General features: G+C 50.5%; 15 protein-coding genes and 1 tRNA gene. 6 read left to right on the top strand and 10 right to left on the bottom strand.

Annotation, left to right across the window (positions count from 1 at the left end):
* Window positions 1-100: 100 nt before the first annotated feature.
* The 8 genes from DFQ01_RS28355 to DFQ01_RS28320 all read right to left on the bottom strand — a co-directional run bounded on the left by DFQ01_RS28355 (window position 101) and on the right by DFQ01_RS28320 (window position 15,553).
* Window positions 101-1,696, bottom strand: coding sequence for a response regulator (locus tag DFQ01_RS28355; RefSeq protein ID WP_110047298.1), 1,596 nt, complete (start codon window positions 1,694-1,696; stop codon window positions 101-103).
* Complete coding sequence (locus tag DFQ01_RS28350; RefSeq protein WP_245946915.1) at window positions 1,693-3,450, bottom strand: sensor histidine kinase; 1,758 nt, start codon at window positions 3,448-3,450, stop codon at window positions 1,693-1,695. Before DFQ01_RS28350 ends, DFQ01_RS28355 begins: the two co-directional genes overlap by 4 nt.
* 179 nt (window positions 3,451-3,629) lie before the next feature.
* A complete protein-coding gene (locus DFQ01_RS28345) occupies window positions 3,630-6,515 on the bottom strand; it encodes an alpha-L-rhamnosidase (RefSeq protein ID WP_110047297.1) in 2,886 nt (961 codons plus the stop codon).
* Window positions 6,516-6,567: 52 nt separating this feature from the next.
* Complete coding sequence (locus DFQ01_RS28340) at window positions 6,568-7,836, bottom strand: glycoside hydrolase family 1 protein (RefSeq protein ID WP_110047296.1); 1,269 nt, start codon at window positions 7,834-7,836, stop codon at window positions 6,568-6,570.
* Between the two features lie 45 nt (window positions 7,837-7,881).
* On the bottom strand, window positions 7,882-10,719 hold the full coding sequence (locus tag DFQ01_RS28335) for an alpha-L-rhamnosidase (RefSeq protein ID WP_110047295.1): 2,838 nt from the start codon (window positions 10,717-10,719) through the stop codon (window positions 7,882-7,884).
* Between the two features lie 34 nt (window positions 10,720-10,753).
* Window positions 10,754-11,644 carry a carbohydrate ABC transporter permease gene (locus DFQ01_RS28330; RefSeq protein ID WP_110047294.1) on the bottom strand — a complete coding sequence of 297 codons (891 nt, stop codon included), beginning with the start codon at window positions 11,642-11,644 and terminating at the stop codon, window positions 10,754-10,756.
* Window positions 11,645-11,660: 16 nt separating this feature from the next.
* Window positions 11,661-12,569 (bottom strand): ABC transporter permease, encoded by a 909-nt coding sequence (locus DFQ01_RS28325; protein WP_245946916.1) that lies wholly within the window; start codon window positions 12,567-12,569, stop codon window positions 11,661-11,663.
* Window positions 12,570-12,898: 329 nt separating this feature from the next.
* A complete protein-coding gene (locus DFQ01_RS28320) occupies window positions 12,899-15,553 on the bottom strand; it encodes an adenosylcobalamin-dependent ribonucleoside-diphosphate reductase (RefSeq protein WP_110047293.1) in 2,655 nt (884 codons plus the stop codon).
* A gap of 314 nt (window positions 15,554-15,867) precedes the next feature.
* On the opposite strand from DFQ01_RS28320, the gene DFQ01_RS28315 reads away from it, so the two are divergent.
* From DFQ01_RS28315 to DFQ01_RS28305, 3 genes are all read left to right on the top strand, one after another.
* Window positions 15,868-17,688 (top strand): DEAD/DEAH box helicase, encoded by a 1,821-nt coding sequence (locus DFQ01_RS28315; RefSeq protein ID WP_110047292.1) that lies wholly within the window; start codon window positions 15,868-15,870, stop codon window positions 17,686-17,688.
* The gene (locus DFQ01_RS28310; RefSeq protein WP_110047291.1) at window positions 17,685-18,647 is read left to right on the top strand and encodes a YqhG family protein; all 963 of its coding nucleotides are present in this window, start codon (window positions 17,685-17,687) and stop codon (window positions 18,645-18,647) included. Before DFQ01_RS28315 ends, DFQ01_RS28310 begins: the two co-directional genes overlap by 4 nt.
* Before the next feature lie 164 nt (window positions 18,648-18,811).
* Window positions 18,812-19,786, top strand: a complete 975-nt coding sequence (locus DFQ01_RS28305) for a hypothetical protein (protein ID WP_110047290.1) — start codon at window positions 18,812-18,814, stop codon at window positions 19,784-19,786.
* A 4-nt stretch (window positions 19,787-19,790) separates the two neighbouring features.
* On the opposite strand, the gene DFQ01_RS28300 is transcribed toward DFQ01_RS28305, so the two are convergent.
* A complete protein-coding gene (locus DFQ01_RS28300; protein ID WP_110047289.1) occupies window positions 19,791-20,051 on the bottom strand; it encodes a YqzE family protein in 261 nt (86 codons plus the stop codon).
* Between the two features lie 149 nt (window positions 20,052-20,200).
* Between DFQ01_RS28300 and DFQ01_RS28295 the strand changes: the two genes are divergently transcribed.
* On the top strand, window positions 20,201-21,073 hold the full coding sequence (locus tag DFQ01_RS28295) for an N-acetylmuramoyl-L-alanine amidase family protein (protein ID WP_110047288.1): 873 nt from the start codon (window positions 20,201-20,203) through the stop codon (window positions 21,071-21,073).
* Here DFQ01_RS28295 and DFQ01_RS28290 read toward each other — a convergent pair.
* A complete protein-coding gene (locus DFQ01_RS28290) occupies window positions 20,996-21,739 on the bottom strand; it encodes a divergent polysaccharide deacetylase family protein (RefSeq protein ID WP_110047305.1) in 744 nt (247 codons plus the stop codon). The genes DFQ01_RS28295 and DFQ01_RS28290 overlap by 78 nt on opposite strands.
* Window positions 21,740-22,105: 366 nt before the next feature.
* On the opposite strand from DFQ01_RS28290, the gene DFQ01_RS28285 reads away from it, so the two are divergent.
* Window positions 22,106-22,192, top strand: a tRNA-Leu gene (locus DFQ01_RS28285).
* A 63-nt stretch (window positions 22,193-22,255) separates the two neighbouring features.
* Window positions 22,256-22,525: a YkgJ family cysteine cluster protein gene (locus DFQ01_RS28280; protein ID WP_110047304.1), complete on the top strand. Its 270-nt coding sequence runs from the start codon at window positions 22,256-22,258 to the stop codon at window positions 22,523-22,525.
* Window positions 22,526-22,789 lie beyond the last annotated feature (264 nt).

Here is a 22,789-nt window from a genome sequence, read left to right as displayed (position 1 = left end):
TTACCCCCAAGACTTGTAGTGGTTAAGCTTGTTTTTAGTCTACAGCGTTTTCATAACCACCACTGCTCGAATCTCGACTTGCTGACAACCTAATTTCGACCTAAGTCTGGCTTTCCCTAACGGACTTCTGGCGATATTCATTTGGGTTATAGCCCGTATGCTTCCGGAAATTCCTTGCAAAATGGGATAAGTTCGCGTATCCGATATTCGAAGCAATGACCGTGATCGGCTGTTCGGTCTCCGTCAAGAGCTCCATCGCAGCGTTCATACGTTCTTGATGAAGAAATTCCGTCATCGATAGACTCATCTCTTTCTTAAATATACGATTCAGATAATCAGGATGGAGGAAGAAGGATGCAGCGATGCTCTCCCGATTCAAATCCTCCTTCATGTTCTTCGATATGAAAGCTTTGACCTTGTCGACAATCGTTCCAGACGCTTCTAGATCAGCAGCGTATCCGAGCGCTTTGTCAATAAGATGCTCCATCCACAGCCTCAGATCCGTCAATGATATTGTTGCCCGCTCCAGCAGCTCGAGTGAGCTGCGATCTTGAAACAGCTGATGAGCTTGAATCCCTTTATCGTAAAGGACAGAATAGGCGATCTGCAGCGTATCCTGCACGAATTGATGAAGCGCCTCGGAAGACACGCCTGGTGTGGAACGAAGCGCGTTAAGATGTTCGTTAACCTCTTGAAGCAGTTTGAGACGATTACCTTCTTCAAAATGAATCCGCCACCGCTTCATATTGGGTCTAGCGATTGACGAGGATACGGCCGCAGTTTTTCTCTGAAGCAGGAGCACCTCATTATCGCTTGTCACGTGATCTCGCTGCAGCTCCTCCAAGCGCCGCTTCTGTTCAGGCAGCTCGTGTAAAGATACGATCTCCTCGCTCATGTAGCATGAAATATCGCAATAAAAGAACTTCTGGCAGCTATCTATATAAGTTTTCATTAGATTTAGCGTTGCAGGTGCATCCATCGTAAGCTCAGTAAGAATCGCGAGCAGCCTCCCACGCTCAACCGGAACGACCCCGGCGCTTCGGCCAACGCCTTGAACCATCTCCTGCAACGTATTCATAAGGGCATACTCCAATATTTTCTCATCCCGAAGACTTAATGACTTATGCCAGCGTCTTACATGAATCAGAATCGGCATCACCTTCATATCTATGGGAAGCTCAATGTTCCGTTCCCTAGCAGCCGCTTGGATAGATATTGGATTAGACGGGATGGCGCGATTCACAATATCCAACCAAAATCGCTCGATGAACAGCGGATGATGCTTCACCCAAGACTCGCTATGCAGCTTGATCGCATGCTCGGCCGTTATATGGTTAACCGCCTTCCGTATTACAGCTTCCAGCTCCTGCGGGGGGATTGGTTTTAATAGATAATCCAAGCTGCCCAGCTGGATCGCCTTCTGCGCAAACGAGAAATCGGCATGGCAAGTGAGAAAAATCGACGCCGTCTCAGGGGAATGCTCCCTCACCCATGCCAGCAGGTCAATGCCGCTCTCCTGCGGCATCTCAATGTCGCAAAGCATGATGTCAATGTCGTGATCGCCGAATAGCTGCTTCGCTTGTCCAGCGTTTACTGCGGTTAACACATTCGTAATGCCAATCGACTCCCAGTTCACGGCATTGACGATGCCTCTAATAGCTAGCGGCTCATCATCCACGATCAATAGCTGCTTCATACCGATAACTCTCCTTTCGTTTCTTCATATAACGGAAGGCTGATCTGCACGATTGCCCCGTTGGGCTCGCCATTTCGAAACGTCACAGCTGCTTTGCCCTCATATAGGAGACGAAGACGGTGCCATATATTCCAGACCCCGATATGCTCGCCCTGTTCATCAACAATGCGTCCCCCGGCATTCAGGAGCTGAAGCACATCACTTCTGAATCCTCGCCCTTCGTCTTTAACCGTAATGGCTAAACATGCATGATGCTCTTCCTCGAGAAGCTCGATGCTGACCTCTATCACAGGTACTGTATCCCCGTCAGGATAGCCATGCTTCAGCGTATTCTCCACAAACGACTGAATAATCAACGGTGGAACAGGAATTTTCATGAGTTGATCGTCGGCATGAATCCGGCTAATGAGTTTCTGTTGATAGCGAAGCTCATGAATCCCTATATAATTGCGTACATGCTCGATCTCTTCTCTTAATGGAACAAAGGTCAGATTGCTGCGGAACATGTAACGGAAATAATGAACGAGCCGCATCGTCATTTCTTTGATGAGCTCATAGTCCTTATCCAGAGCCAGACTGTAGATCAAATTTAACGTATTCATGAAAAAATGCGGGTTAATCTGGAGTTGTAAGTGTTGAAGCTCCGCTTTCTGCTTGTCCAATTGCTCTTCATAAACATTGATTTTCAACTCTTCGATTTGCTCCATCATTCGATTAAACACTTGATGGACGATTATGAATTCATCCGAGGTTCGAATAGGGTCAATACGTGTATGAACATTACCGTCACCAATACGCTTCATCGCTGTTACGATTCGATTAAGTGGCACTAGAACGACCTTGCGTATAAACAGGAAGAACAATGGAAGAAGCACAACACCTACTATGGAGATCAGAATGACGATCCGATTCAAGTAAGGCAGGTTCTGAAGGACGGTAGCAGTCGGAATAACAGCGGCGAGGCTGAAATCACCTTTGACCGAATGCTTGCTTACAACAAGATAGTTGTCGCTTTGCCCATCAGCAATTTCATTCTGGTCACCGCCTGATATTGAAATCTGATGGGAATTCCAATATGGGATGTCAGTTAGCGGGCGTTGCTGATCATCCAGGAACAACGATGCACCATCATCCCCCAGATCAACATAAGCCAATGGACTTTGCAGCGTGCTTAAGTTAACCCATGCACCTACCCAAACATCGCCTGATTGCAGGACTCGAAACAAATAATGGTCGCTTTCAATAGTCTTAGTAAACCAACTGCTGCTTAGTTTTTCCTTATTCGTGAAAAGCACGCCCTTGATATATTCGGCTACCCGATCGTATTCGCCCGTATCGACCCCAACAATGGCATCCACGATTTCTTGCCTTTCCGGCGAATAGACGAACATGGAATTGGCCATCGTCTTGTACATCAGAAGGTCCGTCGATAGCTGGTTGCTGAGCCAGAGCTTCGCCAGTACGTAATCGTCCTCCGAGCGGGGCTTATCCAGGATTTGCACATTATAATTCGAAGCAGCCAATCCGATCAGGTATTGATCAACCGTATCCAATCCTGTATCGATCTCCTGCATATAAAGCGAGATCATATTCCGATTAGAGATGGACACCTGGTTATGCACGACACTGGCCGCATAGAAGTTGTAGTAGTACAGAAGCGAAATAAGCGGTCCTATGATTAGCAACCCGCCTAGCGCAAGCTTCATTCCGATCGAGTTTCTCCCCATCCAAGGATATCGAAACCAGTTCATCATCGATTCGTCCCCCTAATCAAAAAAAAGACCGCCATGAGGAGTGGCGGCCCATATCCTTGCATCATCATATCAGATGCAATCAATAAGCTCCTGTTAAAGTTTCTCAACAAAACAGAATGGTTATACCGTCGTAGAAGCTTATACAATCAATTGAAGAGAACATGAGAGCGTTATTCGCTCTAGTTGATAAACCGATTCAGCTCTTGAAGCAGCCTATTCGCACGTTCCTGCGTAATCCCTTCCTGCTCTTTCATAAGCCCTTTTAAGCTTAAATTCCGGACATAAAATTTCAGCGGCGGCCGTTCAATCTCGGGCAGATGCTTCAGCAGCAGCAGCTTGTCTTCTTCATAAGCCAGCAGCTCACGAATGAGGCTGTTCTCTGAGAAATTAACCTTGAACAGCTGTTCGTTCGTATAAGTGAACCTATATTCGCCCGACCCGATCGATACGAATACACCATTCTCCGTATCCTCAAGAAGGGTAACATCTGCGAATCCGTGCAATTCATGACCATTCACCCGAATATCAGCAGACGATGCAGAAGGCAGCAGCACTTCAGCTCGCGTATTGACTGGTATACGTACGACAATTTCAATCTGCCCGTTAGACATCCGCCAGCCCGAATGTATTTCACCGTACATCGATTCGAAGGATGCACTTGCGAAGCGAAGTCCTCTCATGCCCAGTGCTGGACGAATACGAATGCGCTTATAGGCCGGTGCCGTTTCATCCATATCAAGGCCAGCTACTTTACGGTAGAGCCAATCGCCGATCGATCCGTAAGCATAGTGATTAAAGGAATTCATATTGTCATCCCAGAACGAGCCATCTGGCTTGATGCTGTCCCAGTGCTCCCAAATCGTCGTCGCGCCTTTGGTAATCGCGTACAGCCATCCCGGGTAACTCTCCTGCTGCAGCAGCCGAATAGCCGTCTCGTGATAGCCATTGTTGGATAACGCGAAGCACAGGTAAGGCGTACCGACGAATCCCGTCGTGAGATGGTAATCATTCTCGACGATCAGCTCATTCAAGTCTCGGGCAATACGCTTGCGGATTGGACCTTCGACGAGATCAAAAATAAGCGCCAGCACATGGGCCGTCTGCGTAGGTGAAGCCATACGGCCAAACGGCGTGACAAACTCGCCTTGAAAATATGCGGTTATATCCACTAACAGTCTGCCATACGCTTCAGCATCTTCTTGTTTGCCAAGAATCGCAGCTGCATTGCGCAGCAACCGCGTAGAGTAGGCATAATATGCTGTCGCTACGAGATCTCGTGGCGTTGCCCCGACATAACTATTCTCTTTGGCGTCGAGCGCCAGCCAATCCCCGAATTGGAAGCCCGTATTCCAAGCATACTCGTTATCGCCTTGTGCTCGGATATACTCCACCCATGCCTTCATGCTTGCATATTGTTCTTCCAATAATCGCGTGTCCCCATAATACTGGTATAGCGTCCATGGAATAATGACAGCCGCATCTCCCCAGCCTGCCGCGGAGTGGCCATTCATTACGTTCGGGATAACAAACGGAACGCCTCCATCCGGCTGCTGCTCCGCCTTCAGATCACGCATATACTTCGTAAACATCACTCCGCCTTGATAATTGAACAAAGCGGTTGCCGCGAACACTTGAGCATCAGCCGTCCAGCCCAGCCGCTCGTTTCGCTGTGGACAATCAGTTGGAACGTCGATGAAGTTGCCGCGCTGCCCCCATACGATATTTTGCTGCAGCTTGTTGACCCTTGCATCCGAGCAAGTAAAGAAGCCCGTACGTTTCATGTCGGTATGCAATACTTCGCCGACGAAGTTATTAATCGGAAGGCCATCTTCCGACATCGGATATCCCTCTACTCTTACATACCGGAAGCCCTGGAATGTAAACTTCGGGGCGTATACCTCAACCCCATCCCCTTTGGCGAAGTATTCGATCTCTTGTTTGGCTTCCTTCAAATTGCCGAAGTAAATATTGCCATCTCGATCGAGTACTTCGGCATGCTTCAACACGATGCGAGTGCCCGCAGGCGCTGTTACCGTCATCCGGATGCGGCCGACCATATTTTGACCCATATCCAGTACGGTATCGCCATTTGGCGTATGGATAACGGCGCTAGGCTGAATTTCCTCCGTCATTCGAACGGGCTCATTCTCCTGCGCGATCAGTTTATCCGTTGGCCCTTTCACAATTTCGATTGATTTCCACGCCTGATCATCATACGTCCCTGTGCTCCAGCCTTCGCGCTCTACGCGTGCGTCGTACTTTTCTCCATGATAGATATTGCTGTACACGATCGGCCCGGTCTCTGCCCGCCAGCTGGAATCGGTAACGATCCAATCCTCCGTGCCATCCTCATAAGCGATCCACAGCTGCAGCCATGCAGCACGGCGATCACCATACCGAAACTTGTTGTCTCCCATGCCGCCTTTGTACCAACCGTCAGCCAGCATAAAGCCTATTCCGTTCGTCCCTTCTTGCAGGTGCCCGGTTACATCATAGGTCTGATATTGAATGCGATGCGAATAACTCGTCCAACCAGGCGTAAGCAGTTCATCGCCAACTCGATTGCCATTAAGAGATAACTCATACAGCCCAAGGGCAGAAGCATACGCTCGTGCGGATACGATTTTCTTATGGACAGAGAAGCTTCTACGCAGGAGGAAGATCGATTCCAGGCTCGGATCAAGCTCATGTGCCGCAGGTGTTATCCATTGGCCCTTCCAATCGTTCTGACCAAGCAGCCCGGTCTCCCACCAGGACGTCTCGCTCCATTCGGATTTTATTCCATAGGAATCGTGAATCCTCACCCGGTAATAATAACGAGTCTGCTGCGCCAGGCTGCAGCCCTCATATTCGACATGGAGCGATTGCTCGGATTGGACCTCACCCGTATCCCATTGCAGATGCTGGAACGTGCTATCTAGTGCGACCTGTACGCGGTAAGCTTGCTGCATCGTGTTATTGCGGTCTGACCGAAGCTTCCAGCTCAATCTTGGTTTGAGAACATCTAAACCTAGCGGGTTCGTTCTATATTCGCAGGTTAAATCATACACGCTTAACTGATACATTCCGTTCATTCCCTTCTTAACGCCACGCGTATAACGCTGCCGGATAGGAAGACTATTCAACCTTCAATATTTTGGTAGATGCGAACTGGCCCAAATAACGTGCACTTTCTTTGGCATTTCGCTCTTGCGTCTGTCGATCTACTGCGATCAGCCCGAATGTCATGGAATATCCGGCATTCCATTCGAAATTATCAAAGGTCGTCCAATGCAAGTAGCCTCTCACATCTATGCCCTGCTGAATGCAGGCATGTACACCTTGCAAACCCCGACGAATAAAAGCAACGCGCCGCTCATCATTATGAGTCGCAACGCCGTGCTCCGTTACAATGATCGGAAGCTTGATCGACTTATTAACTTTTTGGATAACCTGTCCCAATGCTTCTGGCACATACTCATATTTCATTTGGGTCAGCTCGGCATCCGCCGCAGGCATTAACCGTCCTACGGGTCCATACACTTCGCGTGTATAATTCTGAAGCCCGAAGAAGTCATCTCCTTCTAACGCTGGCAAATATTGCTCGAAATACTGCTGCCACTTGGCAGCGGCCGCCTCTTCACCGCCAGGGACGGATTGAATGTCCGATAAAGCCATCGACAGCCCGACCTGCGTATCAGGGCTTAGCTGTTTGATCTTTTGTCTAGCAAGACGATGCGCCTCAATGAGAAGCTGAATTTTCTTCTCATCCGAGATCATGTGGAATGTAATATATTGATCCACCTTCGTTCCGCATAATGCTGCAGCGGATTCCCTCCATTTGGGGGCTGCCCATGCTTCTCCTGCGATGCCAACAGGTGGAATCAAGCCAATGTTACTGAACACCTCGCGAAGCATAACAGGAAGATTCACTTCATTAAACGTCAGCGCATAAGGGATCAAGCCGCCCAGTCTTTGGAACACAAACTTACAATAATTAGCGAACCGATCCGGCGTGTCCTCGCTGCCCCAGCCGCCCTTCCTCATCAGCCATTGCGGCGACGAGAAATGATGCATAGCTACGACAGGCGTTAAGCCATATTCATAACAAGCAAGGAGAACATCTTTGTAGTGGGCAATTGCGGACTCCGAGTATTGTCCTGGGGCAGGCTCTACTCTGGCCCATTCAATTGAGAATCGATAAGCTTGGAGACCCAAGCTGGCCATTAGGGCAATATCTTGGCGATACAGGCGATAATGATCGATCGCGTCACCCGATTTGTCCGTGTAGGGAGAGCCTTCTGCCTGTTCTTCCGCCCAAAAATCACTATTCGTATTGTTGCCTTCGACCTGATAGGCTGCCGTTGCTGATCCCACGATAAAGTCCTTCGGAAACACCATTTCCATTGCACTCACTCCTGTTCTATATGTCCTATCCTAACTTTTGAATCGTTATCCTTGCTCGACATGAATTCTGATTTTGTTCAGCTTAGCATCTATTTCATCCAGCGCTTCGACCGTCAGCTTCAGGAACGGCTTGTGAAGATGCGCCTTGAGCGATTCCTGTGTCAGCATGCTTGGTAATTGAAGCAGTTGAGGAAGATATTCCGATAGAGCCGAATGCGTCTCCTCCTGTTTCATCAGGTCCTTAATCGGCATATCCACGTTGTAATACTTGATATAAGAAACGGCAGGCATATATTCGAACACATAAGTACCGCTGTTAACATCAACATGCACCGTCTCACCTTGCTGCGTCGCGCGGAAGCCTGCTTCAGATAGCTCCATCCCATTCATCGTTATAGAATTCAACAAAGCATCCGGCAGTTCGATGGTCGCCGTTGCATGGAACGGGATTAAGAAGCGAAACGTAAGCTTTCCGTCCTCCTGTAACTCCCACTCGCTCTCATAGCGTCCGACTGCCGACTCCAGATACGCTTTTACGTATTTGAGCCTGTAGTCTGGCTTTGGTGCAAGCCTTGCTTCTTGGAAGCCAGGCTTGCTTTCAACAGGGTTAATGCCGGCCATCGTTCTATACATCCATTCCGCGATCGAACCATATGCATAATGATTTAACGAATTCATATCCGTGCCGCTAATCCGTCCATCTGGAAGAACAGAGTTCCATCGCTCCCAGATCGTCGTCGCTCCCATCGTCACTGCGTACAGCCAGCTTGGATAGTCCTTGTTCAACAGCAGCGTATAAGCCAAATCATTGCAGCCATTATCCGATAACACGCGGCATAAGTACGGCGTCCCGACAAAGCCTGTTTTCAAATGATTATTATCTCTTTTCAGCCGTTCCCTCAGATCGGAAGCGATTCTGTCCCTATACGTATCGGGCACTAGATCCATAAACAGCGCCAGCACGTAAGCGGTTTGAGTCTGAAGGGCAAGACGTCCTGTGTTGGTAAAATATTCATTCCGGATCGCTGTCTTGATCTCGTTCGAGAGGCGATCATATTGCTCAGCCATCGCATCCTGCCCCAGTGCTCTGGCAGCCTTCGCCACCAGTGCCGAGGAGTAGCAGTAATAGGAGGAAGCAATAAAGGCCCGATCCGTGCCGCCCATTGGTGCATTGGGATCATCTCCATCGAGAGCCAGCCAGTCTCCGAAGTGGAAGCCGACCGTCCACAAGCGCTTGCCGCCTGATTCATCATCGGCGCGTTTGATGTAATCAACCCATGCTTTCATGCTATCCAGCTGCTGCTTGAGAATCGCTTTATCTCCATACTGCACATAGACGGTCCATGGAATGACTGTCGCAGCATCGCCCCATGCACTGGAACCGCCTTCATGCAAGTTAAAGCTCGGCACCACCATCGGAACACAGCCATTCGCAGCGGCTTGTTCCTGCCACAAGTCATAGCTGTATTTGGCGAAGAACGCATAGGTATCCATGTTATAGCTGGCTGTACTTGCGAATACTTGCGCATCGCCGGTCCATCCCATACGTTCATCTCGCTGCGGACAATCTGTTGGTACGTCGAGGAAATTACCTTTCTGCCCCCACATCGCATTCGTGAATAAACGGTTCACCAATGAATGGCTCGTCTCAATATGTCCGGTCGTTTCCATATCCGAGTAAAGAACGCAGCCTGTGAAATCGTCAACCTTCGCATCTCCGTGCCATCCTGATACTTTCACATATCGGAAACCGAAAAAAGTAAATCGCGGCCTGACTACCGCATGGCTGCCGTCAGAAATGTAACGAAACTCGGCCAGAGCAGTGCGCAAATTATCGCGATAGAAATTGCCATCCTGCAGCAGCTCTCCATACTGGAGAACGATCTCGGCCCCTCTTGGCGCATGACTCTGGAATTCAATCCATCCCACCATGTTCTGACCTAAATCCAACACCGTCTCTCCAGCTGGTGTACGGATCACCTCAACTGGCTTGCGTCTTTCTTTCATAACGACCGGCAAGCTGAGTCGAGCTTTAAGCCTGCTATAACCGACTTCCGCCAGCATAGTCTCGTACAGACTCGCGTCTGCGAAAGTGCCGTCCAGCACTTCTCCGTCATACAAACCACTTGCAAGAATGGCGCTCTTCCTCGATTGCCAGGACCGGTCTGTCCCAATAAACACGGTTGATCCGTCCGTATAATGGATGACGATTTCGCATAACAAGGAGAAACGGTCCCCATAATAATTGTCTTCCCCGCCATTGAACCCAAACCGGCCTTTATATAAGCCGTTGCCCAATGCGACCTCGACCTTATTGTCTCCGACGGTAAGAAGATCTGTAATGTCATAGGTTTGATATTGAAGCCACTTGTCATAGGCGTTGAAGTTCGGAGCCAAATATTCGTCGCCAGCCTTTCGGCCGTTCAGCTCCATCTCATATAAACCCAAGCCGCAAACGTAAGCCCTGGCGCTCTTAATATCCTGTTCAACATGAAATTCCTTGATCAAGACAGGGTGAATGTCTGGATCCAACGCTGGCGTGATCCATTGGGCATTCCACTGCTCGTCCAGCTTAGCAGTTTCGAACCATGCTGCTTCACTGGTTGCCGTATCTCCGTTATCCGCCCATACCGTCACTCGCCAGTAATATCGAGTTCGAGGCGACAGCTTCAGCGACAGCTCAAACGCGAAATTAGCAATGCAATCGCTCTTGCCGCTGTCATACACGATCTCCTCAAACGTCTCATCCTTTGAGACTACGATTTGCGCGGCAGCCTGTTTCGCAGCAGTCGTATCCGTAACAACATAGGACAGGCGTGGCTGTCCTACGTCAAATCCAAGCGGATTTACGATTCGGTTTGTTTTCAACTTCGATATTCGCATGAAACTAGTCTCCTTTGCTTCGCTTCGTTTCGAGTTAACCTTTAACTGCGCCGCCGGCGATACCTTTTACAAAATAACGCTGGAAGAACGGGTATACGATCAGAATCGGCAGCGTGCCAATGACCGCAATAGCCATGCGAGCGGTCTCGCCTGGAAGCTCGACAGCAGCAGCGCCTGCACCATACGCCGAGTTCGCATTTTTGAGCGCATCAATGTTCTGCATAATTTGGTTGAGCAGCGACTGGATGCTGTACAAATCAGGATCCGTAATGTAAATCAACGCGTTATTCCAGTCATTCCAATACATGATGCCAGTAAACAATCCAATCGTCGCCATAATAGGCAGCGACAGCGGCAGCACCATTTGGAAGAAAATACGGTACTCTCCCGCTCCATCGATTCTCGAGGACTCAAGCACCGGTGCTGGTATCGCGTTCATGAAGAAGGAACGTGCGAGCAATACATTGAAGCCGTTCATCAACAGGCCAGGGACGAGCAGCGCCCAAATCGTGTTCTTAATATCAAATACCTGCGTGTAGATCAAGTATGTCGGAACCAACCCGCCGTTAAAGAGAAGCGTGAAGAAAACAAGAAACGAGAAAATTCGATGACCAGGCATGTCTTTTTTGGAAAGTGCATAGCCAAGCATCGCTGTCATCATGAGGCTGACAGTCGTGCCGATTAACGTTACAAAGACCGTAATGCCGTAAGCCTTGCCGATCATCGCCATATTGCCAATCAAGTAATCGTAAGCTTCAAAGCTGAAGTGCTTCGGTATGAATCTATATCCGTCTGACAAAATATCATTCTCTGAGCTTAAAGATGCCGAGACCAGGAGAATGAAAGGAATAACGCACAGGATACATAATACCGCCAGCAAAATGTGGGAGATCCACTGCCACAAATTCGTTTCTTTGTTGTTCACGGTTCTCACCTCATCATTAGAATAAAGCGTTGTCTTTACTGAATTTACGAACTGCAAAGTTAGATAGAATGACGAGCACGAAGCCAACAACCGACTGATATAAACCAGCAGCTGCCGACATTCCGATATCGTTGTTGAGCAGCAATCCTCTGAATACATACGTATCGATAACGTTCGTCGTATCGTAGATCATGCCGGAATTCATAGGTACTTGATAGAACAGCCCGAAGTCGGAATAGAAAATTCGTCCGACCGCCAGCAGCGTCATCGTAATGACAGTAGGAGCAATGAGCGGAATCGTAACGGTGCGGAATTGCTGCCACTTGCTTGCGCCGTCCAACGTCGCTGCTTCGTAATATTCCTGATCGATGCCGATGATTGCGGCAAGATACACGATGCAGTTGAAGCCGACCGACTTCCACAGGTTGACGATCGTCAGAATATAAGGCCAATATTTCGATTCCATATACCACGAGATCGGTTCAAGACCGAGCATTGGCAAAATTTTATTATTCAGATATCCCTGCTCATTCCCAAGAAATCCGAATGCGAGATAACTCACGATGACCATCGATATGAGAAAAGGAAGCAAAATGACCGTTTGATAAGTCCGAGACATGAAACGGTTCTTGACCTCGTTGAGCAGAATCGCAACACCAACCGACATGAACAAGCCGAGAATGATAAAGGCTCCGTTGTATAACAAGGTATTGCGCGTGATGATGTAGGCGTCCGTCGTTTGGAACAGAAATTTAAAGTTTGTGAAGCCATTCCAATCGCTGCCGAGAATGCCCTTGGAATAATCAATATTTTTGAATGCAATGATTAGCCCGAACATTGGTAAGTAGTTGTTAATTAATAGATAAATCATGCCTGGCAGCATCATAACGAAAATCGGCAGGAAGGGCTTAAATTTTCGGTACATCCCCTGCTGAGCAACACTGTGCTGTCTGTTTTTGGACACTGCTGTTTTTATCATTGAGGTACTCCTTCCGAGATTAGCGTGTTTGTTATCCTAATCATAAAAAAAGACGATTCTCTCCACTACTCCGTATTCGACTTCATAACAACATAATCTCGACCTCTCCATTCGACGCGTTCATGTCAATACTTTCATCCATGCAAGCAACAATAGGCCAGCCAGAAATCTCTGGCTGACCTGAATATGTTCATGGTTCCTGCTGCTTATAAGCGATAAATAAGAGGCCGTGGAATCTTTCTTCCACGGCCTCTTATTCTACAACTCATATCTACTCAGTTACACCGACTATACCCGCAATTGCTGCAAGTCTTGCATCCCTCGACATTGATCAATGATGCCGAGCCGCAAGCTGTACACAGATCACGCGAGGACGGCTGGCCGACATAACCGCCGGCTTGACCTGCCTCTGGAGCTGCTGCCGAAACAGAAGGAGCACTAAACTTCGCCGCTGCGTGAGCCGCTTGGTAAGCAGCGAATGCTGCTGCTTCCTCAGCCGACTCCGCGTGCGTCTCGAGCGCCTTCGCCACAGCGTCAGCAATGGATTCGACGCGATTAGCGCCGAAGCCGATTGCGCCGGAGCCGCCGATGCCCTTCAAGTGCTTCACGAGCAGCTTCACCTTGTTGCCATGATCGCCGTAACGGAGGAACAGCGAGCAGACGCGGCCAAGTGCCTCAGCCATTGCGAAGACGTCCGAACCAGCTTTGCCAACGTTCAAGAAGATTTCGCTTGGTGTGCCGTTCATGTCGTTGATCGTAATGTACGCCATGCCGAATGGCGTGTTCACTTTGTACGTTGCACCACGCAGCACTTGCGGACGGCGTTTGTATTCCTTATCGAATACTTGCTCCTGCTGCGGCGTTACGCTTGCGTTCAGCGTTGTGTTCAGTTGACCAACCGCGGTGCTTTCTTCAACCGCCGACGCTGCAGCCGTAGCTGCAACCGCCTCAGCCGCTTGCGGCGCTGGTGCTGATACTGCTGCTTCCTCTTTCTTCTCGTCCTTCGACGAAGTGGACAATACTTGCACGTCGCGACTGCCGTCGCGGTAGATCGTTACGCCTTTGCAGCCGAGATCGAATGCGAGTTCGTACAGCTCCTTCGTCTCTTCAACGGTGAAGTCGTTTGGCGCATTCGCCGTCTTCGAGATGGAGCTGTCGACCCAGCGCTGAATCGCCGCTTGCACGCGGATATGATCCTGTGCGGACAAGCTCATCGACGTGACGAAGTAGTCCGGCAGCTCTTGACCTGGATTGGCGTCGATCCATTCCTGTGCGATCGGTACAAGCTGCTTGTCGTAGCCAAGACGGCTCTGACGATAATATTCGAAGGCGAAGTAAGGTTCGATACCCGTCGATGTGCCAACCATCGTACCCGTGCTGCCCGTTGGCGCTTGGGTAATAATCGTGACGTTGCGAACACCGTTCTTCTCGACGGCATCGCCAACCTCTGGGTACTGCTCCACCATATTTTGCATAAATCCGCTCTGCAGATACAGCTCCGCATCAAATGCTTGGAACGAGCCTTTCTCTGCAGCAATGTCAGACGAGGCTAAGTATGATTCACGTGCGATGAAGCCATACAGCTTATCGAGGAACGACAGCGACTCAGGGGAACCGTAACGAATGCCAAGCTTGATCATCAGCTCAGCCAGACCCATCGTACCAAGGCCAACACGGCGTTCCTTCTTCTGGTTAGCTTCATTCTCAGCGAAATGGTACGGCGTCTTGTCGATCACGTTATCCAAGAAGCGTACGGACCAACGCGTAACCCGGCTCAGCTCTCTCCAATCCACGTCGTCCTTCGCCTCATCGTAGAACCTCGACAGGTTGATCGCCGACAGGTTGCAGACGCCCCAAGCCGGCAGTCCTTGCTCGCCGCATGGGTTCGTACAGATGATCGGATTGAAATACCAGCTGTTCGACATTTGGTTGTAGTATTCCATGAATACGATGCCCGGCTCAGCCGATTTCCAAGCGGACTCGATAATCGTGTGCCATACTTCGCGGGCACGTACCGTTTTGTAATGAATAACAGGCCGCCCTGCCGACTTCCATTTATCTAGATCGCCATCCCACAACTCATCGTAGCCTGGCGCTTTCGTATCTGGGAACACCAGATCCCACTCGAGATCTTCCTTCACTGCTTTCATGAAGCCGTTGCTTACGCATACCGACAAATTCGCGTTCGTCACTTGTCCTGGCGTTTGTTTAACGGTAATGAAATCCAGCAGATCCGGATGCCAGTCGTTGATCATGAGCATGAGCGCGCCACGACGGCTGCCGCCTTGCTCAATCAAGCCAGTCGTGTAGCTGAATAAGCCACCCCAAGAAACTGCGCCGCTAGAGGAGCCATTCACGCCAGCAACGATTGCACGACGAGGTCGGAGTGAAGATAGGTTAATGCCGACACCGCCGCCACGAGCCATAATTTCGGTCATCTCGCTCAATGTCGTCATGATGCCGCCTCGGCTGTCCTTCGGCGAAGGGATGACGTAGCAGTTGAACAACGTCAGCTCTTCACTAGCGCCTGCACCTGCTGCGATACGGCCGCCCGGTACAAGCTTCCAGTCATCCAGAATGTAACGGAACTTCTCCGCCCACTCCTTCTGCTTGTCTTCCTTCTCTACCGATGCCATCGCGTTCGCAAGACGATCCCACATTTCCTCCGGCGTCTTCTCAACCGTAAGCGTCAGCTTCTCGACAGACGATTCAACCGTATCGCCGCTGCGCAGCTTAACCGTTACTCGGCTACCTTCACGCGCAACGACTTCGCCAACTTCCTTCGTCGGAAATTTAGGATCGTCCTTCGTCAGGACGAGGACAACGTCCCCTACCTTTGTATCATTCGTATCCGCATTTTTCCATGCGTACCGATCCAAGAAAATTTTCTCGCTTAATCCTTCAAGCTTCTTGCTTTCCGCCTTAACCATCCGCCGACATCCTCCCCGATTTCGTCGTTCCTCTGTCTGCATGATCAGCTACATTGTATGAGTTCGATACCATATATTGTGTGCGAATACCATTATACTATACTAAATATAGATATACCCGACACGTACAAGCCAATTATAACGGTTATTTCCAACAATTCGCCATCACTCTTCAATTTGCTTCATCATGCTCGTCCAATATCGATATTGCGCATCATCTCTACCCTTGACTTCTTACCCTCTTATGAATTCCTTCAAGCAAGGCCATACTAGAGCAATCACACATCCACAACGTGGCAGGAAGGAGCTCATCTATGCTGCAACCGAACCAACCGACGAATCTGACGCGCTCCGAACCAGCCGCGAGAAGCAAGCTGCATCCTCTCGTAGACTGGCAATTTGACCGGTCCTGGTTCGACGAGCTGCAAGCCAGATTGAACCGTAACGGCCCATGGGATGACTGGCAGCTCTATCAATTGGCAGTAGAGGCGCACCAAGCGAAGCAGGTCACCAGCTTTGACGAGCTGCGATGTCTGCGCTGCCTCCCTTCATTAGAACCGATGCCTCACCAAATCTCGACCGCAAGCAAAGTGCTGCATGAGATGGGCGGACGCGCCATTCTAGCCGATGAGGTCGGCTTGGGCAAGACGATCGAAGCTGGGCTCGTGCTCAAAGAATATATGGTCCGCGGTCTAGTGAAGCGCGCGCTCATCCTCGTTCCCGCTTCCCTCGTGCTGCAATGGGTTCGAGAGCTGAACCAGAAGTTCGGCATTTCCGCTGTCGCGCAGAAGAAGGAGCATACCTGGCAGTATGACGTCGTTGTTGCCTCTATGGACACAGCCAAGCGCGAGCCGCATCGCGAGAAGCTGCTGAGCCAAGATTATGACATGCTCATCATCGACGAGGCCCATAAGCTCAAGAACAAGAAGACGACCAACTACCAATTCGTCAATCAGATGAGTAAAAAATATTGTCTGCTCCTCACCGCAACACCCGTTCAGAACGACTTAGACGAGCTGTACAACCTCATTACATTGCTTAAGCCTGGCCAACTCGGCGGTCAGAGCGAGTTCGCAGCGAATTTCGTCGTCGACAAACGTCTGCCGAAGAATGAGGATCAACTGCAAGAAGCACTGTCCGCGGTCATGATCCGCAATCGCCGCGGCGACGGCGGCATCCATTTTACGAAACGAATCGTTCGCAACATTCCGCTCTCCCTGTCTCCGGAAGAGAAGGCATTGTACGACGGCGTCACCGCTTTCGTGAAGGAACGCGTCGTCGAGACAATCGCCGATATGGCCAGCATGCTCTCGCTCGTTACGCTGCAGCGGGAAGTCTGCTCCAGCCGAGACGCGGTTTTCGTGACGCTCGTTAATTTGTTCAAGAAGACGGCCGAAGATTCTCCGCTGCGGGCCAAAATATGGGGGCTCGTCGAGAACATTCGTGCGATCACCTCGAATACGAAAGCCGAGAAAGCGATGGAGCTTATTCGAGAGATCGATGACAAAGTCATCATCTTCACGGAATACCGGGCAACGCAGGAATACCTGCTCAATTACTTCCGTGCGAATGGCTTACACGCCGTCCCTTACCGTGGCGGTATGAATCGCGGCAAGAAGGATTGGATGATGGATCTGTTCCGCGGCCGTGCGCAGGTGCTTATCGCAACCGAAGCTGGAGGCGAGGGCATCAACCTGCAGTTCTGCCACAATATGATCAACTTCGATCTGCCTTGGAACCCTATGCGTGTCGAACAGCGGATCGGTCGTGTTCACCGACTCGGTCAGCAGCATGATGTGCGCATTTATAACCTGTGCACGCTCGGTACGATTGAGGAGCATATTGTTTCCCTGCTTCATGAGAAAATCAACCTATTCGAGCTTGTGATCGGCGAGCTGGACCATATTCTTGAACGGTTCGAGAAGCAGGAGCTGTCGATCGAACAGCAAATTGCTCGTCTGGTTGCCGAGGCTGGCGACGGTACCGATCTGCAGCGCAGGATAAGCGGTCTCGGCGATTCGATCAGCCGCATTCGCAGCGAGGTGCAGTCCGAGCCTGAGCTTGAAGAGGAAGATGCAATAGGTAATCTCCTCGATGCTGTCGGCCAGTCGATTTCGATGGAGGCCAGCCCATGAACGAGCGCCAAGTACATCGCTATGTCCAGCGGTTTCTCGATGCAATGGATTGTACCGTCCTTGAGAAATCGCCTGCCCATTTCAAAGTAAAGCTGTCGCCAGCGGCAGACCGCGCATTGACGAATCGCCCCTACTATTGGAGCTTCGTCGATCGTACCGGTGCCGACCCAGAAACGATGTCCATGCTGCTTGTGACCGATCGCACCAAATTCGAAGCTGCTGAAGCCGCAGCGCTTGCGCAGCAGCAAGCCGAGCAGCCACCAAAGCCGAATCCAGAATCCCCCCTGGCTTCTGCAACTGATGCCGCTCTTGCCCGCTCGTTCGGCTTCGTCCACGGCGAGGTCAATACGATTCGGATGCCGCGGGAGGAGATGCATTTCGGTTCGCGCCGGCTCGATCAGCTGTTCGATGCAAGTCAGGCTGCTGGCAGCTACGTCTACCTGTTTCAAGAACCAGAACGCAAGCATTTGCTGCCCTATGATTCGACCCCCTACACAGCATGGCTAGGCGTCAATCTGAAGGTGGAGTTCGCCTGCGACCGCAAGCGCGAAGAGCTGTATTCATTTGGCGTCTCTCTTGCTTCTGGACAGTGTGTCGAACGTTTCCATGATCGGCTGCTCGAGCTTAAGATGACACCGAAGCTGCCACCCAATATCCATATTACGAAGAATGGGTTATCGCTGGGCAAGGCACTTTCGACGATTGAGCAGACCATCGAACGGAAGCTGAAAAATCAGGATTACAGCTGGGCAGCACAAGCCCGCGAACGGCTGGACGATGAGCTTGATCGCATCCGCAATTACTACGAACCACTCATCGCCTCTGCGTTAGAGGAGAATAAGCCGGCAATTACCGAGCAATATGACAAACGGCAAGCCGAAATTCGTTGGCAGTACGAGCCGCGCGTGACAGCGTCCGCCATCAACTGTGGCATTTTTCATCTCGCTGGCATTGATTAAGCTTCATTCGCTAAAGGCATGACGGGTTTCGCAGCTTTCCGGCAAAAATAGAACCAGTGCCGCTTACGTTCGCACGACAGCTTCCAACAGCGTTTACGGGAGCTTGTCCACTACAATGAAGAGGAACGTAAGCGGCTTCATATGAAGCGAAAGGCGGAGATATTATGCGGTTTCGTCATACGAAGAAGCTGTTCCTGATCGTGGCGTGTGCTGCCCTGCTGCAATCTGCTGCAGGCATTGCGAACGCTTCGGCTGACCAACAGGCTTCTCCCGTGCAGACATTGCAGCCGGTCAAGCCTCAAACTCCAGAGGAAAAGAAACGACTATCCGATCAGGTTCAGACGTGGATGGACGAGCTGTCGAAGCAGCAGCCGTTCGCCGCGTGGTCCGGCGCTGATTTCACAGTTGAGCCACTTGGTCCAGGAACACACTCCTGGTACGTGTCGATAACAGCTGGAGGCAATAAGGTTGGTTATATGATCGTGCATGCAACGGAGAGCGGCGGCTTCATGCTCGGCGAATACGGCGCCGGCAAACGACCGCTGTTTGATATGGAGACGCTGAAGCTGTCGCTTGTCCGGCAAGGTGTAATTACGCAGGAAAGTGCGAATAGTAATGAGCCTTCCTTCAACACAGAAAAGCTTTATCAGAACGGCGTATTAGCCGTATGGCGGGTTGTGACGGCGGACCATGAAGTATGGTTTGCAGACGCTGCGACTGGTGATATTTTGCCTACGACAGACAAGACCTGGCAAGCAGCAACTGCTAGCGTTTCAGCAACTGCTGCATCCCTGTTCCCTTCGTCAGCCGGCATCCGCTCCAAAGTTTATCGCGATCATTATGGATCATCGTTCGACATCTATGCCGAGCTGCCTTGGCTGACGAATGCGGCAATGAAGGTGAAGTATGCCGAACAGCTAACGAAGCCGCTGGAATCCGATACTCCGATCCGGTACGTTGCCGAATTGTATGATCACACGGCTACGTTCGTATGGGGTGTCGTCGGCTATCAACAATGGTCGAACAACGCACTTTATTTGGCGCTCGAAGAGCCCGATCCTGAAGGAACCGGGCTGAATAGCGAGCATCGCTATATTGGTTTGTCTGATTTGTCCCCGGTTGGAAGCTTTTATCGTTAATCCATTACCGTTGAGGATGCGCTTCGGATTGACCAGGTCCGCCATGACGTCGTTTCTGCTCCGATTGCCGGTTTTTCCAGCCGTTCACCCAGAACATAATCGTTAACGGAGCAATCCCGAACCAGCGGGTTACCCACGATTCACGAACAGCCTTCGCTTCTTTGCGGTGCTGACGGCGCTGCTGTCTTACCTCTGCCGGCTGATCAACTAGAGTGACGAGCTGCTTTCCAACAAATTTGAAAAAATCATCGCGTTTATCTGCCATGTCCGTTCCCTCTCCCTTATATTGATTCAACCTAATCGTTTGCTGACATTATCATTGTGCCCCGCTCCTCACGTCTATAATCATGAATGACTTTCCTGTCGATGAGCCACGATAACAGTATGATGGTTCATGCAGGAAGGAGCACCTTAATGAGACACTTTAGACATCGTATCCCACAGCCGACTATTCGGCGGATTGCCGCCGCCTACTTATCGTGCGCGGTGCTCGGTTGGCTGCTCGTCAGCAGTACACCCACAGTAGAAGCGGATGCGAATCGAATCCTCTACAACGATGACACGTCAGAACGTCATATCCGTAATACGCAGGCGGAAGCAGAATCCCATGACAAGGCGGATACCGCCGCTCCTCCCCGCTACAAACGTGCGCTTCCGTCCGCTGTCGTGCTTATTGATGCTGGACATGGCGGGATTGATGGCGGTACGAACACAGGTGACATTTTGGAGAAGCATATCAACCTGGCCGTTGCACAGAAGCTGTATTTACTGCTTCGCAGCCAAGGGATTACTGCCGTATTGAACCGAACCGGAGATTATGCGCTCAGCGAAGATAATCGGTGGCATGTTACGCGCTCGCGCCATCGCCGCGATCTGTCACAACGCAAAGGGCTGACGGAAGAGATCGATACGACCTTATTCGTCAGCCTCCACGTGAACGCGGCCAAGTCAAGCTCCAAACGTGGCCCACTTGTTCTTCATCAAAGAAACGGCGAGAGCGCCTTGCTTGCTTTCTGCATTCAAGACGCGCTCAATCGACTTCAGAAGACGAATGCAATACCGCGAGAAGGCCAGCCGTATTACTTGCTCCGATCCGTTCGTCAGCCTGCTGTCATCGTCGAGATGGGCTTCCTGTCGAATCCAGCAGACCGTGCAATGCTGACAAATCGGAATGCGCAGACGAAGCTTGCAGTGACCATTGCTGCTGGATTAAGGCAGTATTTGCTGATCGCTGGTGCGCCGAACAAGCTCGGACAGCTTGACGATGACGGCATTCTCTCGGAGTGATGGCGTAGAGGACAGCAGCACAGCTGCTGTCTTCTTGCCTGACGGCCCTACATGGCCGATCGCAATACACTTCTCATGCTCCTGCAGATGTTTGCGCAGAATGCCGATTTGCTTCGAGATATGCGCGACCGAGTAGACATCGTCAAGAAAGACGTCATTGGATACAAGCGGCACTTCAAGCTCAGCAGCAACCTTCGGTATAACGGTCTTGAATGTCGTACGGCTATCGAGGAAAAATAACCCTCGCTCCTTGCACACTTGCAGAACAATTCGCATCACACGCTCGTCGGCGGTTACTTTGGAACCCATATGATTATTCATGCCGACAGCGAATGGCACATTGTCGATTGCGGCCTCTACCCGCTTCCGGATCTCAGCGTCGGTCAGATCCGTCGTAATCGCACCAGGACCCAGCCACTCCTTCTTGCCGCGATTCGGCTCCATTGGCATGTGTACGATAACGTCATGTCCGAGCTTATGCGCAGTCTCCGCATCTGCTTTTGTCGTCGGCATGAAAGGCATAACCGCGACGGTGAATGGAAAAGGAAGCTTCATCATTTCGGCTGTACCCGTCATGCCATTGCCGAAATCATCGATGACGATTGCAATCCGTTTGGAAGCAGCTGTCGCTTCCGTCTGCTTTTCTGTGCTGATATTCGACTGCATCTGTGCCGCTGTTGTCGTGCTGGTCGTAAGGTTTGGCGCTGGCGCGAACGCGAGCAGAACGAACGTACCGATCGTTGCGAATGCAATTCGGAGCGTTCGGCGCGTACGTGTACGACGAAGAAGCATAGTGAATACGCCATTTTGCAAATCCAACCTTCGATTGCGATATTTCATCAATCAGGCACCGCCTTCTGTATTAAAGTACGTTCATTGTTTGTGCCTTGAACGAGAAATATGTACAACCGCTGCCCTGTAAATACAGCCTGCTGCCAAGATCGCCATTCTGTCTGAAAATTTAAACTTTCACGAATCGCGTTGACTTCGAATTAAAGGACATGCTATATTAAGATTCGTTAGTTCATTTGTGCGGTCATGGCGGAATTGGCAGACGCGCTAGATTCAGGTTCTAGTGGTGTAACAACCGTGGAGGTTCAAGTCCTCTTGACCGCACCATCTATAAGAGGTTCCAGCGCATGAGCTGGAACTTTTTTTATTGCTGTGGGAGGGTAATCGATGATGGAATGCCGTGTCGGATGTGCTGCTTGCTGCATTGCCATTACGATCAGCTCACCTATCCCGGGAATGCCCGAAGGAAAGCCGGCTGGCGTACCTTGTGTACAATTGACGGCTGATAACAAGTGCAAACTATTCGGCAAACCCGAGCGCCCTGCTGTATGCGGCGGTTTCACTGCTGAGGAATACACTTGCGGAGAAACGAATGAGGATGCCTTTCGTATTCTGCGAATGCTTGAGGATTGGACCAAGCCTGCTGCGGGGACTCATTAAAAATTAAATCATGTAAAGTGTAAAAAGAGCTAAATTGGCACTGCTACAACCGTCAGCCTCGCGGCGTCGGCTCGGAGCTGAGTGCGGCCGCGAAGCTATTTTCACAAACCTTGAGCATGGTGGCCTAACGGTTGTCATGAAGGCTATTTCGTTAATACAAGCGACTTTGAACGTGTAACGGTTGCTACAGCGGCTATTGTAGCTCAAGGCACCCTTTTCGAAGCAACATTAAGCTATTAATCTCCATTGTAACCGTTAGAGCTG

Source organism: Paenibacillus cellulosilyticus (assembly GCF_003182255.1).
Taxonomy (GTDB): Bacteria; Bacillota; Bacilli; order Paenibacillales; family Paenibacillaceae; genus Paenibacillus_T; species Paenibacillus_T cellulosilyticus.
This window is presented reverse-complemented; position numbering and strand designations above follow the sequence as displayed.

Bases quoted from the DNA above. Each gene is read 5' to 3' on its own strand.
- DFQ01_RS28310 (WP_110047291.1), top strand. From the start codon at position 17,685: ATGAACGAGCGCCAAGTACATCGCTATGTCCAGCGGTTTCTCGATGCA.
- DFQ01_RS28320 (WP_110047293.1), bottom strand. From the start codon at position 15,553: ATGGTTAAGGCGGAAAGCAAGAAGCTTGAAGGATTAAGCGAGAAAATT.
- DFQ01_RS28325 (WP_245946916.1), bottom strand. From the start codon at position 12,569: ATGTACCGAAAATTTAAGCCCTTCCTGCCGATTTTCGTTATGATGCTG.
- DFQ01_RS28300 (WP_110047289.1), bottom strand. From the start codon at position 20,051: ATGGCAGATAAACGCGATGATTTTTTCAAATTTGTTGGAAAGCAGCTC.
- DFQ01_RS28340 (WP_110047296.1), bottom strand. From the start codon at position 7,836: ATGGAAATGGTGTTTCCGAAGGACTTTATCGTGGGATCAGCAACGGCA.
- DFQ01_RS28295 (WP_110047288.1), top strand. From the start codon at position 20,201: ATGAGACACTTTAGACATCGTATCCCACAGCCGACTATTCGGCGGATT.
- DFQ01_RS28315 (WP_110047292.1), top strand. From the start codon at position 15,868: ATGCTGCAACCGAACCAACCGACGAATCTGACGCGCTCCGAACCAGCC.
- DFQ01_RS28305 (WP_110047290.1), top strand. From the start codon at position 18,812: ATGCGGTTTCGTCATACGAAGAAGCTGTTCCTGATCGTGGCGTGTGCT.
- DFQ01_RS28355 (WP_110047298.1), bottom strand. From the start codon at position 1,696: ATGAAGCAGCTATTGATCGTGGATGATGAGCCGCTAGCTATTAGAGGC.
- DFQ01_RS28335 (WP_110047295.1), bottom strand. From the start codon at position 10,719: ATGCGAATATCGAAGTTGAAAACAAACCGAATCGTAAATCCGCTTGGA.
- DFQ01_RS28290 (WP_110047305.1), bottom strand. From the start codon at position 21,739: ATGCAGTCGAATATCAGCACAGAAAAGCAGACGGAAGCGACAGCTGCT.
- DFQ01_RS28280 (WP_110047304.1), top strand. From the start codon at position 22,256: ATGGAATGCCGTGTCGGATGTGCTGCTTGCTGCATTGCCATTACGATC.
- DFQ01_RS28345 (WP_110047297.1), bottom strand. From the start codon at position 6,515: ATGTATCAGTTAAGCGTGTATGATTTAACCTGCGAATATAGAACGAAC.
- DFQ01_RS28350 (WP_245946915.1), bottom strand. From the start codon at position 3,450: ATGATGAACTGGTTTCGATATCCTTGGATGGGGAGAAACTCGATCGGA.